Here is a 14240-nt window from a genome sequence, read left to right as displayed (position 1 = left end):
GCGAATGTTCGATCAGCCAGTCTGGGGAGCATGAGGCGGAATGCAACGCTGCGCGCGCTCTGGAACAGGACCATTGAAATCCAAAGGCCGTCATTGCCAAAAAGCGGCTGTAAAATGGCCCAGGCAGCGAAATAGAATAGCAGCGATCCCACCATGAGGTTGCGCATCTGTTTTGACCAGGTCGCGCCGATGTAAACGCCATCCATCTGATAAGCGATGATCCCGAAGACGGGCAGGGCAACCACCCAGGGCAAGTATCTGTCAGCGAGACCAGAGACGGCTTGTGTCGGCGAGGTGATATCGATGACCCAGTGACCAGCCAGATAAAATGTGAGCGAGACCAGCACTGCAAAGACAAAACCCCACAGCGTCGTCAGCCGCACGGTTTGGTCGAAAGCCGGGCGATAACGGGCACCGACTGCACGTCCCGCCAGCTGTTCGGCAGCCGTTGCCACCCCGTCGAGGAACGCCACGCCAAAGAAATAAAACCGCAGCAGAATGGTGTTGGCCGCAAGGATCTCGATGCCCAGCATTCCGCTTTGGCGCGTAAAGAATGACAGGCCGATCAGCAATGCGAATGAGCGGATCATCATATCGCCATTGACCGAAAAGGCCCGGCGGAAGGCCGCGAGATCGGGCAGGGTCCAGGCGGCAGCATCGGTTTTCCTGACGATGAGATAAAACCCGACCAGCGCGGTAACGGCCTCGGCAACCAGCGATGCAACGGCAACGCCTTCCAGCCCCCATCCCGCCACCATCACCCAATAAAAGGCGAGCGCTGCATTCAGACCATTGAGCAATGTCTGCAGAACCATGCCCCACAATGCTTCGCCACGTCCGATAATCCAGCCGAACACCACAAAATTGAACAGGACGAACGGCGCAGACCAGATGCGCCAGTAGAAATAGGTCGAGGCCGCGCTGGCGATGGGGCCATCGGCCCCCATCGCTGCCAGCCCAAGTTCGCCAATCGGCTTTTGCAGCACAAGAAGAAGAAGGCCGCCGGCCAGTGCAATGGCCAGACCACTCGCCAGCATACGCTGTTCTTCACGCGGATCGGCCGCACCAATGGCCTGCGCCGTGAAACCGGCGGTCGCGGCGCGCAGAAAATTGAACGACACGAAGATGACGTCAAATATCACCGCAGCCAATGCCACGCCGCCAATCAATGTTTCATCGCCCAATTGTCCGATCACGCCCGTCGCCACGAGGCTGACAAGCGGGGTCGAGAGATAGGCGATCATCATCGGAATGGCGATCCTCAGGACATCGCGATGGCTGATGTCGAAAGGCCGGACCGTGGCGTTGGCATGCGGCGAGGGCTTTGTCACTCAATCCTTCCGATGCGGCTCACCGAGCGTATGCATCAGACGGTTCGCCCATCCGAAGATCGCGACGGAATGAATGAGGTCGAGGATTTCGAGATCATCAAGCCCGTGCTCGCGCAGATGATAAAACTGGTAGACACCGACATTGTCGGGATGCGCAGTCATATCAACGCCGAAATTGAACAGCGCCTGTTCAAACTCCGGCAAATCCGCATCGAGCCCCTTTTCGTAGATTTCGCCAACGACTTCAGGGCGCTTTTCAAGCTGGATGTAGCGATTGGCGTGGACGGCGGCGCAGTAGATGCACTTGTTGACGAAGGAGGCTGCCAGAGCGCCAATCTCACGCCCGCCGCGCGACAGGCCGCCTTCGCTGTACATGATGTCGTTGAACAGCGGTGTACGCTCATTGAGGATTTCCGCGTCGTTTGCCAAAACCAGCACATAGGCTGAAACCTTGGTGTTCGACGGCGTCACATTGAGCGCGCCAAGCTGTGCCGGCGTTGCCTCGGCAAGATCGATGGGTTTGACGTAAGGGTGCCAGTCGAGGGCATCGAGGGTGAATTCATGGACGGGTTGCGACATTTCAGTTATCCCTCAGCATCTTGAGACCGGCCACGACCAGCACCTGATAATTGACGAAGGCGATGATGCCTGCCAGCGTGACGATATCGGCATCATCAAGCCCCGCAGCTTGCAGCTTTTCGATATTGGCGCGGGTCGCTTCCTTGGGCGACAATGTCACCAGATCCACATGGGTGAGAATGGTGGCAAGGCGTGTGTCGCCGCCATCAGGCGTGAAGGCCGGATCGGCAATGGACTGAAGCTCCGGCGTTTCCTGTTTCAAGAGATCGACATAATGGGCGTGCAGCTCAGCCGATTTCCACAGACCAGCGATGCGGGCGGCCAAGGCGGCCCGCAAACCATAGGCGAAATTCCGCGGCTCCGTGGGGTAAATTGCGGCGATATAGCTTGTCTGGGTCAGATGTTTCATCTTCGCGCGCTGCTCGCGCAATTTCAGGACATGGGGAAATTTCTCCAGTCCCAGAACGGTATCGATCACATCGACTGTCGGTTGAATGGTCATGGTGTTGTCAGCTTTCCGAAAGTGCTTCATCAAGGAAGTTCAAGCGATCCTGTCCCCAATAAAGAACGTCGTTATAGATCCAGGTGGGCGTACCGAAGACACCGCGTCGTTTCGCTTCGTCGCTGCTGTCATGCCAGGCCTGAATGACTTCAGGCGCCTCTTCCATGGCCTGAAGCGCCTTTCCATCGAAGCCGAGCGCATCGGCAACCGCAATGCGCACTTCGGGCTGGGTCACGTCCTGTTCCTCGCTCCAGAGTGCGCGCAAAAGACCATGGCTCAGCTCCAGCGCGGGCAGGCCGAGTGTCGTAGCGGCAATGACCATGCGAGCAGAGAATTCGTTGTTGGTGGGGTAATATTTCGGCTTCAGCACCAATGGCATATTCAGCCGTTTGCGCCAGCGGTCAAGTTCTACAGCGTGGTAATCCTGGCGCGGCTGCGGGCGGGTGCGCAACGGCACGCCGCCATTTTCGGGCACGATCCGTGTCGGGCGCACAACGACGTCAAGGTCATGCTTTTCAATCAACGCCTTGAATTGCGGCCAACCAAGATAGGCCCATGGCGAACTGAGCGCGTGGTAATAATAGACGGTCTTCTGACCCATCGTTTCCCTCCTCAGGCAGTTTTTTGCGCGGTGACCGGCGCGTCGGCATCGGTCCATTCAGAGCCGTCCAGCTCCGGTTTTTCATAGGCCTGGAGTGCTTCCCAGTGGTGGTCGATGTCGCGGATGAACAGCGATGCCGCGATACCGCGCGCCAGCCACAGGGCGCCTTCGCTGATGGCTGGAATGTCTCCGCTTACCTTGCCGAGGCTGATGGCCGAACTGTAGTTGAAAGAGTGAATATCCTTGAGCCACGGGGCCGTACCCGGCTGTTTCTCGGTGAAGGAGAAATCCTCCTCAAGCCAGGGGAACCGGCCAAGACCGGGGTTTTCCTCCGCCTGAGGCGGCGTGTAACGATCATCCCAGCAGGCAATCTTGTCCTGATAAGGGGAAAGTTCTGGCCTGCTGACCGGATCGATCGAAAAACCCGTGCCGAGAATGACGAAATCCGTGCGGAAAACACGGCCGTTCAGGGTGGTGATAACCACCTCACCAGCCTCCTCCTTCATCTCGCGGATACCGCAGTCGAAGTGGAAGAAGGCATTGGCATGGCGGCTGACGCGCAATGTGGAGCCATGCGGCGCGGGGGTCTGCTGCCGGGTGGAATAGTCCATCAATCGCCAGCGCCATTGCGGATCAATCTTTGCAAAACCGGCGGTCACGCCATAGGAGCCGATGCCCATCAACTTGTTGATGGTGGGCATCGTCTTGCGGCGTGCCAAAAGACGCACCTCCTGCGCACCGGCTTCAAGGGCTTCGGCGGCATTGTCCATCGCCGAGGCACCAACGCCAATAACCACCACACGCTTGCCTGTCAGCGTCGTGAAGTCCACGGCGTCCGCCGAGTGGGCCCAGCTTTTGTGGCGTTGCAGGCCTTTGATGAAATCGGGAATGGTCGGTTCGCCCAGCCCATCGCGGCCTGTGGCAAGCACCAGCTTGCGGGTTATGATCGATGGCCTTGTGCCACCGGCAATTTCCAGTTCCAGCAGGCCATCCTCACGCGGAATGACACGCGTCACATGCGTATCGTTTTCAACGGGAACATTGAGAACCTCACGATACCATTTGAGATAGTCCATCCACATCGGGCGCGGAATGCGATAAAGCGCCTCCCACGCTTCCTCGCCGTGGATCGCGGTATACCAGGCGCGAAAGGTCAGTGAAGCCATGCCAAGTGCAGGGCCAAGCAGGTTTTTGGGTGAGCGCAGGGTTTCCATGCGGGCATAGGTGACCCATGGCCCTTCCTGCCCCTGCGGTGCGCGATCGACAATGCGCAGGTTGGCGAGACCGGCGCGGGTCAGCGCAAGCCATGCAACGAGGCCGCACATGCCGCCACCGATGATGACGACATCGCTGACATCGGCGCCGTCCTGCGTTTCAACAGGCTTCGACCAGTTGGCGGCCGGGTAGTTGAGAAAAGCCAGATCTTGCCTTACTCGCGTGTTCAAGGCCGCAAGCGATCCCTGCTGTTGGTTGGTCATGACCTTTGTCTCCTGCAAATATCTTGCCCGGACCGCCGCAACGCGGCCCCCCGGAATTACGAGCGCCCTGCTGCGCGAACCTCAATCGGCCAACAACACCGCATCCTGCTGGCGCCAGCCCACCCAGACATCATCCGTATGGATATGTGAGAGCGCGACCGGATCGAGTTGCATGACGAGATCGGCGCCATTGTCGATGGTGACGGTGAGCGATGTATGCGCGCCCTTGAAGATGCGCGCGCCGATGCGGCCCTTGAGCGCGAAACGGTCCTGCGGCTGTTCGCCTGTGCAATAGAGCGCTTCGGGCCGCAAGGCGACGGTCACCTGACTGCCCGCCTTGTGGGTTGTGCCGTTGACATCGGCCTGGATTGTATTGCCCTGCCAGTCCAGCGTGGCAACCGTACCGTCGATGGACAGAACCTTGCCTTCGAGGAAATTGCTCTTGCCGATGAAGTCTGCAACAAAGCGGCTGCGGGGACGTGAATAAAGCTCGTCCGGCCCGCCTCTCTGTTCCACCCGCCCCTTGTTCATCACCACGATGACGTCGGACATGGTCAGCGCTTCTTCCTGATCATGCGTCACGAAAATAAAGGTCTTGCCGGTGGTTTTCTGGATCGACTTCAGTTCCACCTGCATCTGCTGGCGCAATTTTGCATCCAGCGCAGACAGCGGCTCGTCGAGAAGCAGTACGTCAGGATTTGGGGCAAGCGCGCGCATCAACGCCACGCGCTGACGCTGTCCGCCGGAAAGTTGGTCAGGCATGCGGTCGGCAAAATCCTGAAGTTCCACGAGCGCTAGCAGTTCCATGACCCGTTTGTGGATGGACGCAGAATCCTTGCCCTGCAATTCCAGTCCGAAGGCGATGTTTTTGCCCACCGTCAGATGCGGAAACAACGCATAATCCTGGAAAACGATGTTCACGTTGCGCTTGTTGGGCGGCAGATGGGAAATCGGCTTGCCATCCAGATAGATCTCGCCCGACGACAACTCCTCGAACCCGCCCAGCATACGCAATGTCGTGGATTTTCCGCAGCCCGAAGGGCCAAGAAGCGTGACGAACTGACCCGGCTCGATGGCCAGATCGAGATTTTCCACGGCCAATGATGGTCCGTAATATTTGTTGACGTCTTTGAAATGAACGACCGGCTGCATGGCATCAGTTCCTTGAACGGCGTGTGAAGTGCTCGGCGTAAAGGCCGACGATGGCGGTGACGGTCAGGACGACCGTGGCAATGGCATTGATCTCTGGCGACATTCCGCCCTGGACCCTGGCAAATATCAGCATGGGAAGTGTGGGCTGGTAGCCACCCAGGAAGAAGGTGCGAACGAAATCGTCCATACTGGTCAGCACACAAAAGATCATGCCGCCGACAAGTGCCGGCATCAGATAGGGGATCGTGACCCGCAGAAAGGCGATGAACGGATCGGCACCGAGATCACGTGCCGCATCCACCAGATTGGCGGGCATGGAGCGTAAACGCGTCAGCACCATGATGACCACGAAGGGCACGGCATGAACCGTATGCGCCAGTATGATCGCAAAGGTGCCGGTGGGAATATCGACCGCGCGAATGAAGATGCGCATCGAAATGGCGTTGATCAGACCCGGCACCACGGCCGGAAGACAGGCCAGCGCAAAGATCAGGGCCTTGCCCCATATGCCTTCGTTCGACACCAGAAGGGCAATCCACACCCCGATGATCGTCGCAGAAATCGTGGTGGCAAGGGCAATGCCGATGGAATAGATCGACGCCTCGATGAACTGCCTGTCCTGAAAGACCTTTGCATACCAGTCCAGCGTCCAGTTGGTGATCGGAAAGGCGATGAAATTCGCATCCTTGAAGCTCATGGCCATCATCAGCACCAGCGGCAACATGAGATAGATGACAAACAGCCAGTAGGAGGCGCCAAGTGCCGTCTTGGGAAGATCGTTGAGATAGGGGCGCATCGGTTTCTCCTTACATCAGCCGGACGGAGCGCCCGCCGACGACACGCATGAACAGGCCGACGGTGGTCAGCGAGACAGCGAGCATCAGCATGGCGAAGGCCGCACCTTCGGGCCATTTGTCGTTCGACGAGTGGAACAGGGTGGCAATGACTTCAGGGAAAATGACCGTATTGGGTCCGCCCAGCAAAAGCGGGGCGGCGAAAACGCCGACCGAGGTCAGATAAACAAGGCTGCACCCGGAAACGATACCGTCCTTCGACAGGGGCAGAATGACCCGGCGGAAGCGCTGGAACGGTCCGGCGCCAAGATCGGCGGCCGCATGCACAAGCTGTGTCGGGATTTTTTCGATCGCCGAATAGAGCGGCAGCAACATATAGAGCGACAGAAGATAGACGACACCGAAGCTGAGCGAAAATGAGGTGTAGAGCATGGGAATGGGGCGGTCGATCAGGCCCAGTTCCCGCAAAAGCACATTCACCGTACCACGATTGGCCAGCAGCATGATGACCGAAAATGTGCGGATCAGCTCCCCTGCCCAAAACGGAATCAGCAGCAGCAACAGTGCCCGCATGCGGTTTTTCGGCTTGACGACTTTCGCGACGTAATAGGCGACTGGATAGACGATGAGAAGTGTCACGGCCGTCACAACCGCTGCAAAAACGAGACTGCGGATAAAGGGTATGAAATAGAGCGGTTCAGCAAAAAACAGCTGGTAATTGGCAAGCGTATAGTTGCCTTCGGCGGTCGCTGGTGGCGGGTAATCAGCCATGAAGCTGATATTGGCCATCTGGGCGATCGGCCCGATATGAAGGGCGATAATCCACACCAGCGGCACACCGGCAAGCACCGCCAGCCGCACGGCACGACTATTGGCAAGCAGCCCTATCGTGTTGCTGTAGAGGTCTGAACCGGTCACTTTCCCGATCCATCCGGCGTAAGAAGGGGCCGCCAATGACTTTCCGGATGCTGATCGCGTCATCGTTGTATCAACCATTATCTGTCGTTCCCGGCTCTGGATAAGCTCTTTCTAGGACGGACCGGCCCTTGCGGGCCGATCCAGGGGCAAGTTTCGGTGATCAGGCCGCCTTGATTTCGGCTGTGGCCTTGTCGATCATCTCGTTCTTCATGGCGCGGTTGACGGACGAGAAGAACTTGATGCGCTCCATCTGCTCCTGTGGCAGCGTCATGGCAGCCCGCTCCTTGTCGTTCAGCACCTTGTCGACACCATCGAAGGCCGAGGAGAAGCCCGACTGACGGCTCATGGATGCGCCGATTTCCGGAGAGGACAGGATCGCATCCAGGAAGGTATAGGCCGCATCGGCATTCGGGCTGTTCTTGACGACGTTGAACGAGTAGAGGAAGCCGTAAGTGCCTTCCTTCGGCACGGACAGCGCAATTGGATGACCATCCATGATCAATTTTGCTGTCGGGCCGGACCAGGCCTGTGCGACATAGATGTCCTCGTTGACGAACATCTGCTGCACTTCGGAACCGGCGTCGTAATATTTACGAACCTTGTCCTTGTTCTTGATCAGGAAATCGCGCGCCTGGTTGGTGGCGGCGGTGGCGATATCAGCCTTGCCTTCATAGGTAACGTAGTCGCCATCATTGCCCTGATAGAGCATGGTGATGGAGAGGAAGTCGGTGACGATATAGGATGTCAGGCTCTTGTACTGGTCATCAAACATGATGTCCCAGCTATCGGTTTCCTTGGTGTAGTCCGTGTTGCGCGCCAGACCTTCAAAGCCCGCGAGCAACGGCAGGCCATAAACCGAACCGTCGACTGTCAACTGCGGCGCGCCCTTGTAGGCGGAGGCGAGATTGCCCCAGTTCTTGAGACGGGCCGTGTCCAGTGGCGACAGCAGGTCCGACTTGATGAACTGCGACAGGCGGTGGCCTGTAACGGTGACGATATCGGTCGAGGGCGTGGCACCTTCAGCGGAAAGCAGATTGTACTGCTTGCCCTGGTCGTCGGTCAGGCGAACGCGCACCTCGATGCCCGTATCCTTCTGGAACTGGTCGATGAAGCTCTGCGGCACGAACTTGTCATAGGTCGTGATGTTGACGACCTTGCTCTGGGCATTGGCAGAGCGGATGATGCCAGGTGCCGCGAGAACGCCTGCACCTGCGGCCATGAGCTTCAATGTGGAGCGGCGGGTTGTTGTGACTTTTTGCATGGTAAACTCCCTTTGTGACTGGTGGTGACTGCTTTTCAGATGGAACGTCCAGGCATTCGGCTTCCATTTGCGGAGACCGTATTTCGGTATGAAAGTCTAACTTCCACGGAATGGGGCGGTTCGTGACAGCTCGCTGTCAAAGCCTCCGCCATAGGTCATGTCGGCCACACGACTGAGTTGGCGCGGGTCATGCGCGATGAAATGGGGCATGCGGGCAGATGCGATGCGGATGATCAGCTGGATCAGTTCCCGCGATGTTTCCGAGAGCGGGCGTGCCGACGCGGAAAAAATTCCCCACAAAAACGGAATATCCACATCGAGCGGGCGCACCTCGACATGAGCCATTTGCAAGCCATAGGCGGTGGCCGGTTCGATGATTGCCACGCCAATGCCTGTCGAGGCCATCTGGACCGCATTCATGGCGGCACTGGTGGCAATGATGCGTCCGGCACGCACATTGGCCTGTTCCAGCGCCTGATCCACACGCCTGCGAAGACGGAAGGGGTTGGCCATGGTCACCAGTGTGCGAGCTTCCAGATCGGAGATGGCAATGACCTCCTGTTTTGCCAGCGGATCATCCGGTGCGACCGCAGCCACGCAGCGCCCCTGGAAAAAGCCGTGAACGTCAAGCCCCGGCTGATCGGCGGGCAGGGAGGTGACGCAGAAGTCTGCGGTACGCGCCAGAACCGATTGCACGGCGGCTTCCGCCGGCATGCTGCGCAGAAAGGTAGTGTGCGGCAGCAGTCTTTCGGGAAGCTCTGCCAGCGCAAGAGGAATGATGCCGGCGGCGAATGCGGACGTCGCGGCAATTTCTATGGGTTCCGGCTCTTTGAGGGCGATGGTTTTTGCCCGCTCGCGCAAGTGGCCGATACCACTGAGAAAGCGCTCCGCTTCCGCATGAAAGGCTATGCCCTTGTCCGATGGGGTGATCCGGGGACCATTGCGATCAAACAATGCGAAACCTAGGGACGTTTCAAGATCCTGGATGAGCCTGGTGACCTGGGATTGCGAACGATCAAGAAGCCGCGCAGCACCTGTAATGCTGCCCGCTGACATCACCGCTAAAAACACTTCGAGTTCGCGTATTTCCATAGCTATCATGCATCCTGTGCATTGTGACAAATGCATAGTGCATAAAGCGCATCTTATCCGCTAGTGACAAAGATCAATTTTTTATTTGCGTCCGCTTTTTTAGAAAATATGTGCTTCCTGGTCGTTCACTGCCAGAAACCTTGATCTGCCACTTGTTTTGGCAACTGCCTGCGGGTGGTGGAGGGCATTGCTCCTTTTTGTCACTGCCACCGGCAAACTGGCGATTGTCATGCGCAAGAATGCACCAGACAGTGCGCGAGATATGCAGGCAATGACCGTTTCAATGGCTGTTGCAAAAATGTTGCATCCCTGATCTTTTCTTGCCGCGGTCTGCGATCCATGCTTTTGAACAGCGGGTCGAAGTGCCGCATCGGCCCCGTTTGACCACGAAAAGGAGACGAAAACTCAATGCGAATTGGTATTCTTGGCGCAGGCTCGATTGCCTATGGTATGGCCGCTTTCCTCGCAAAGGCCGGTCATGAGCCGGTTCTGTGGTCCCCGTCCGGCGCCCATGGTGGCCCACTTGCCAGCGGCACACCGCTGACGGCCTCGCGGGCAATAGAATTTTCCGGCAAGGTTGCCGTCGCCACGGATTGCAGTGCGGCCGTCGCCGATGCGGATGCCGTCATTCTTGCCCTGCCTGCAAACGGCCACCGTATGGCCTTTGATGCAGCCGCACCGCATTTGAAATCCGGCCAGCCGGTGATCATCAGTTCGCACAGCTCTTTCGGAGCACTGTATCTGTCGCGGCTGCTTGCAGAACGTGGCGTTTCATTGCCCATCATCGTCTGGGGCACCACGCTGCTGACCGCGCGCCAGCAGGGCGATGGCGCAAGCGTTCACGTCAATACCGTTCGCCAGAAGGTGGATTTCGCCACCGTGCCAAAATCGGCGGCCAAAGAAGGCAAGACCTTCTGTACAGAGCTGTTCGGGGACCGCTTTGTCGAGCGCGACGGACTTCTGGCAATCTCGCTTTCCAATCTCAACCCACAAAATCACCTTGGTATCGCGCTGCTCAACCTGACGCGCATGGAAAAAGGCGAGAACTGGGGGCAGGGCGAACATGTCACGCCGGCAGTCGGTCAGTTGATCGAGGCATTGGATGGCGAGCGGCTGAAGATTGCTGAAAGTTTTGGCCTGTCCGTCAAAACCGTGCGTGAACATTTCTCGCTGTCTTTTCACGTTCCGCTCGGCTCCGTTTCAGAGATGAACCAGCAGATGCATCTTGAAGGACGCGGGGGTCAGGGCCCCGCATCGGCTGAAAGCCGTTATATTTATGAGGACGTGCCGTTCGGTCTGGTGCCGACCAGCCTGCTGGGTCGCATCTCCGGTCATCCAGCGCTGCTTCATGACGCCGGAACCAGCCTGTTTTCCGCCGCCATGAATCACGACCTTGCCTCAGACAATGATCTGCTGCCGGAACTGGGACTGGAAAACATGTCGCCAGACGAAATCAGGGCGATTTGCGACACCGGCTTTACCGCCTGATCTGTTTCACTCGCCGCTGTCCCGCCTTTGAGCAGGGACAGCGGCCAGCCACATGCGCCATGGAGCCAGTGATCGGCTACCGCACCACCCTGCGTGATGCCCTCTCCCGACCGGTCACACCGCACGAACAATCTGTTTTTCTAAAACGCTGGTGGCATCAGAGAATCCTCGCCGCACGACCGCTGCGTCGGCTGGCATTGTTGTCATAGCTCGAGGCCTGTTGCAGCGATTTATGCTTGGACTGCTCCATGACTTAGGGCAGGGGAGGGGCGTCTGCCACCGCCCTGGCATTTTGCGCTTGCGTCTGTGCGGTGTTGCGCGAACGGACAGCATGCTGAAAGGTTTGCGAAATGCCCGTCACTCGTCAGCGCCGAGGGACAGTCTGGAAAAACGCGTGGTAGGGCCCAGCCTTCGCAATGCCCAGGAGGTTCCCAAGGTCGTTTAGCGGGCTTTCAGACAAATCGATACGGATATCGACCTCGGCATAGGCCTGCTCTCCCTGGATCCTGAGTGCAGCAGAACCGATTCCGCGCTTGTCGCCACCTGCAACTGCGCCAGCATTTAGCCCGGCAAACAGGGCATCGGCAAAACTCAGTTCCGCGAGCGATGCTTGAAAGTCGGCCATCATCGCTGTGAGAACCGCACCACCCGTCAGCATGTTGCCAGCAACGGCTACGCCCCTCTCAACCAGGTGACCCGCATGGCCAATGCATCGTGGACCGGTCCATCCTGCTGCCAGGCCATCGTGATCGACGATGATAGCCTGACGCAAATCCGCGTCCTCATCCTTCGCCAGCGCCATCTCAAGCGCGTCTGCTGCATTGTGGCTGTCAGCGACGCACAATGCATCGACAGCAAGATATGGGTTGGTCATGGCCTGTGTGGCGACAGCGCCAATCATGGGCCGAACATGCGGCACGAGGGCTCCGACCATCGGTCCAGCCGTCGCGGTGGCAATGCCGAAAGCGCCAGTTCGAGGGTCACGGGCGACGATCGAGAAGGTCATGCAGGAAAATCCCTTTGGATAAATTTATCATTATAAATTGACACCGTGCGAATTTATAATGATAAATTAAACATGCTCTCAAGGGAAGCGCAACCGCGCAGCAGGAGCGAAGGGAAAGCAAGGAGAGGTTTTATGATCCGCAATTGGAAAGGCATCGCGTTCTGCTTCTTGGTCGTCATTGGGTTCGCTGCGCTTTCACCGGCACGAGCCCAGACCCCACCCAATGTTCTTATCGTTGGCCAGATCGCCGAGCCGGCCTCGCTCGATCCGCACGTATCGACCGCGACGAACGACTTCCGCATTGCGGTCAACATCTATGATGGTCTTGTTCGCAACAAGCCTGGCACACTCGAGATAGAGCCGGCACTCGCAACGGACTGGACCATTTCCGAAGACGGGCTGACCTATACCTTCAACCTGCGCAAAGGCGTGACCTTCCACGATGGCGCGCCGTTCAATGCCGAGGCGGTGAAGTTCAATTTCGATCGGATGCTCAAGGAAGATCATGCCTTCCACTCAACCGGCCCGTTTCCGCTCGCCTTCTTCTTCTCCTCGGTCACGAACGTGGACGTGGTGGATGACCTCACGGTCAAATTCACCCTCAAGGAACCTTTTGCCCCGTTCATGAGCAATCTGGCAGCGCCGACTGGCCTTATCGTCTCGCCAGCAGCGGTAGAGAAATACGGCGCCGAATACGGTCGCCATCCTGTCGGCACCGGACCCTTCAAGTTTGAGGAATGGCAGTCCAATACCCGTGTCGTCGTCTCGCGCAACGATCAGTACTGGGACGGCGCGCCATCGCTTGAAGCCGTGATCTTCCGTCCCATCACTGACGCAAATACCCGCGTTGCCGAAATGCTCTCCGGCGGCATCGACGTGCTGCTCGAGACCCCGCCAGACAACGTTGCCCAGTTCCGAACCGACGCCAATTATCAGGTCGTAGAAGCCGTTGGGCCCCATGTCTGGTATGTGATGCTCAACGCCAAGGATGGCCCTTTTGCAGACAAGCGCGTCCGTCAGGCGGTCAATTACGCGGTCAACAAGGAAAGTCTCGTCAAAGACGTGCTCCAGGGTACCGCAGACGTCTCCGCTGGCCCCATTCCACCCGCCTTTAACTGGGCCCATAACAAAGACGTCGCGCCTTATCCGTATGACCCTGCCAAGGCCAAGAAACTCCTCGCCGAAGCAGGCGCAGAGGGTGCCAAATTGACCTTCCTCGTCACAGAGGGTGGCTCGGGCATGCTTGATCCAGTTCCCATGGGCACTGCAATCCAGGCAGATCTCGCCGCCGTGGGGCTCAATGTCGAAATCAAGACCTACGAGTGGAACACCTTCCTTTCGCAAGTCAATCCAGGCCTTGAGGGCAAGGGCGACATGGCTGAAATGGCATGGATGACCGCCGACCCGGATACCCTGCCATTCCTGACCCTGCGCAGCGCCGCATTTCCTGCCGAAGGCGGATTCAATTCGTCCTATTATTCCAATACGGAAGTCGACAAGCTTCTCGACAGGGCGCGCGTGTCGACCGATCCGGCGGAACGCGGTGAACTGTACAAGCAGGTCCAAGCGATCACTCACGACGATGCGCCCTGGCTTTTTGTCGCGAATTGGAAGCAGAACGCCGTCGTCACCCACGCCGTGGGCAACTTCGAACTGCAGCCTGACTTTTCTCTAAGCCTGCGCGACGTAACAAAACAATAAACCTGTGCCGGGTGGGTGGCGCGCCCATCCGGCATACGCTCTTCGCATCATCTCGCAGAGAAACCCGGTCTCAGAGAATGCGAGATGACCGAGAGGAATAAAGTTAGCAGGAGGAACGCCTATGCCCGCCTATATCGCCAAGCGCCTTATCGCCGCGATCCCTGTGATCCTCGGGCTCTCCATCATCGTCTTTCTGGTGATGAAACTCATTCCAGGCGATCCGGCGCAGGCGATCCTCGGCTCATATGCGACCCCTGACAATGTTGAGCGCATCAATCGCGCCTTGGGGCTCGATCGCTCCTGGCCCGAGCAATATGCCATCTGGATCGGCAATCTC

At 57.9% G+C, this 14240-nt stretch carries 13 protein-coding genes and 1 pseudogene; 3 read left to right on the top strand and 11 right to left on the bottom strand.

Annotation, left to right across the window (positions count from 1 at the left end; translation table 11 throughout):
- The 10 genes from RT613_RS22350 to RT613_RS22305 all read right to left on the bottom strand — a co-directional run.
- Positions 1 to 1331: MATE family efflux transporter (locus RT613_RS22350; RefSeq protein WP_313618573.1), on the bottom strand; the 1331-nt coding region annotated here is incomplete at its 3' end.
- Positions 1332 to 1910 carry a peroxidase-related enzyme gene (locus RT613_RS22345; RefSeq protein ID WP_080823749.1) on the bottom strand — a complete coding sequence of 193 codons (579 nt, stop codon included), beginning with the start codon at positions 1908 to 1910 and terminating at the stop codon, positions 1332 to 1334.
- A gap of 1 nt (position 1911) precedes the next feature.
- Complete coding sequence (locus tag RT613_RS22340) at positions 1912 to 2412, bottom strand: CMD domain protein (protein WP_313618572.1); 501 nt, start codon at positions 2410 to 2412, stop codon at positions 1912 to 1914.
- Between the two features lie 7 nt (positions 2413 to 2419).
- A complete protein-coding gene (locus RT613_RS22335; RefSeq protein ID WP_080823753.1) occupies positions 2420 to 3013 on the bottom strand; it encodes a 2-hydroxychromene-2-carboxylate isomerase in 594 nt (197 codons plus the stop codon).
- 11 nt (positions 3014 to 3024) lie between these two features.
- The gene (locus tag RT613_RS22330; RefSeq protein WP_313618571.1) at positions 3025 to 4491 is read right to left on the bottom strand and encodes an NAD(P)/FAD-dependent oxidoreductase; all 1467 of its coding nucleotides are present in this window, start codon (positions 4489 to 4491) and stop codon (positions 3025 to 3027) included.
- Between the two features lie 81 nt (positions 4492 to 4572).
- Positions 4573 to 5643, bottom strand: a complete 1071-nt coding sequence (locus RT613_RS22325) for an ABC transporter ATP-binding protein (RefSeq protein WP_080823755.1) — start codon at positions 5641 to 5643, stop codon at positions 4573 to 4575.
- A gap of 4 nt (positions 5644 to 5647) precedes the next feature.
- On the bottom strand, positions 5648 to 6439 hold the full coding sequence (locus tag RT613_RS22320; RefSeq protein ID WP_080823757.1) for an ABC transporter permease: 792 nt from the start codon (positions 6437 to 6439) through the stop codon (positions 5648 to 5650).
- A gap of 10 nt (positions 6440 to 6449) precedes the next feature.
- Positions 6450 to 7433 (bottom strand): ABC transporter permease, encoded by a 984-nt coding sequence (locus RT613_RS22315; protein ID WP_312620216.1) that lies wholly within the window; start codon positions 7431 to 7433, stop codon positions 6450 to 6452.
- 82 nt (positions 7434 to 7515) lie between these two features.
- Positions 7516 to 8616: an extracellular solute-binding protein gene (locus RT613_RS22310; RefSeq protein WP_080823760.1), complete on the bottom strand. Its 1101-nt coding sequence runs from the start codon at positions 8614 to 8616 to the stop codon at positions 7516 to 7518.
- Between the two features lie 96 nt (positions 8617 to 8712).
- Complete coding sequence (locus RT613_RS22305) at positions 8713 to 9717, bottom strand: LysR family transcriptional regulator (protein ID WP_313618570.1); 1005 nt, start codon at positions 9715 to 9717, stop codon at positions 8713 to 8715.
- A 399-nt stretch (positions 9718 to 10116) separates the two neighbouring features.
- On the opposite strand from RT613_RS22305, the gene RT613_RS22300 reads away from it, so the two are divergent.
- Complete coding sequence (locus tag RT613_RS22300) at positions 10117 to 11196, top strand: NAD/NADP octopine/nopaline dehydrogenase family protein (protein ID WP_313618569.1); 1080 nt, start codon at positions 10117 to 10119, stop codon at positions 11194 to 11196.
- Between the two features lie 364 nt (positions 11197 to 11560).
- Here the strand turns inward: RT613_RS22300 and RT613_RS22290 are convergent, their stop codons facing one another.
- Positions 11561 to 12202, bottom strand: a complete 642-nt coding sequence (locus tag RT613_RS22290; protein ID WP_313618568.1) for a DUF1028 domain-containing protein — start codon at positions 12200 to 12202, stop codon at positions 11561 to 11563.
- Between the two features lie 132 nt (positions 12203 to 12334).
- On the opposite strand from RT613_RS22290, the gene RT613_RS22285 reads away from it, so the two are divergent.
- Positions 12335 to 13903: an ABC transporter substrate-binding protein gene (locus RT613_RS22285; protein WP_313618567.1), complete on the top strand. Its 1569-nt coding sequence runs from the start codon at positions 12335 to 12337 to the stop codon at positions 13901 to 13903.
- A 121-nt stretch (positions 13904 to 14024) separates the two neighbouring features.
- Positions 14025 to 14240: pseudogene (locus RT613_RS22280) on the top strand (glutathione ABC transporter permease GsiC); the annotation flags it as partial.

Origin of the sequence: Agrobacterium sp. (assembly GCF_032092815.1) — a bacterium.
In the GTDB taxonomy this organism is placed as follows: domain Bacteria; phylum Pseudomonadota; class Alphaproteobacteria; order Rhizobiales; family Rhizobiaceae; genus Agrobacterium.
The sequence above is the reverse complement of the archived record's forward strand: the minus strand, read 5'-3'. Positions and strand labels throughout refer to the sequence as shown.

What these genes read in the sequence shown, in the direction of transcription:
- RT613_RS22335 (WP_080823753.1), bottom strand. Translation starts at nt 3,013, where the DNA reads ATGGGTCAGAAGACCGTCTATTATTACCACGCGCTCAGTTCGCCATGG.
- RT613_RS22285 (WP_313618567.1), top strand. Translation starts at nt 12,335, where the DNA reads ATGATCCGCAATTGGAAAGGCATCGCGTTCTGCTTCTTGGTCGTCATT.
- RT613_RS22290 (WP_313618568.1), bottom strand. Translation starts at nt 12,202, where the DNA reads ATGACCTTCTCGATCGTCGCCCGTGACCCTCGAACTGGCGCTTTCGGC.
- RT613_RS22325 (WP_080823755.1), bottom strand. Translation starts at nt 5,643, where the DNA reads ATGCAGCCGGTCGTTCATTTCAAAGACGTCAACAAATATTACGGACCA.
- RT613_RS22305 (WP_313618570.1), bottom strand. Translation starts at nt 9,717, where the DNA reads ATGATAGCTATGGAAATACGCGAACTCGAAGTGTTTTTAGCGGTGATG.
- RT613_RS22300 (WP_313618569.1), top strand. Translation starts at nt 10,117, where the DNA reads ATGCGAATTGGTATTCTTGGCGCAGGCTCGATTGCCTATGGTATGGCC.
- RT613_RS22340 (WP_313618572.1), bottom strand. Translation starts at nt 2,412, where the DNA reads ATGACCATTCAACCGACAGTCGATGTGATCGATACCGTTCTGGGACTG.
- RT613_RS22310 (WP_080823760.1), bottom strand. Translation starts at nt 8,616, where the DNA reads ATGCAAAAAGTCACAACAACCCGCCGCTCCACATTGAAGCTCATGGCC.
- RT613_RS22345 (WP_080823749.1), bottom strand. Translation starts at nt 1,910, where the DNA reads ATGTCGCAACCCGTCCATGAATTCACCCTCGATGCCCTCGACTGGCAC.
- RT613_RS22330 (WP_313618571.1), bottom strand. Translation starts at nt 4,491, where the DNA reads ATGACCAACCAACAGCAGGGATCGCTTGCGGCCTTGAACACGCGAGTA.
- RT613_RS22315 (WP_312620216.1), bottom strand. Translation starts at nt 7,433, where the DNA reads ATGGTTGATACAACGATGACGCGATCAGCATCCGGAAAGTCATTGGCG.
- RT613_RS22320 (WP_080823757.1), bottom strand. Translation starts at nt 6,439, where the DNA reads ATGCGCCCCTATCTCAACGATCTTCCCAAGACGGCACTTGGCGCCTCC.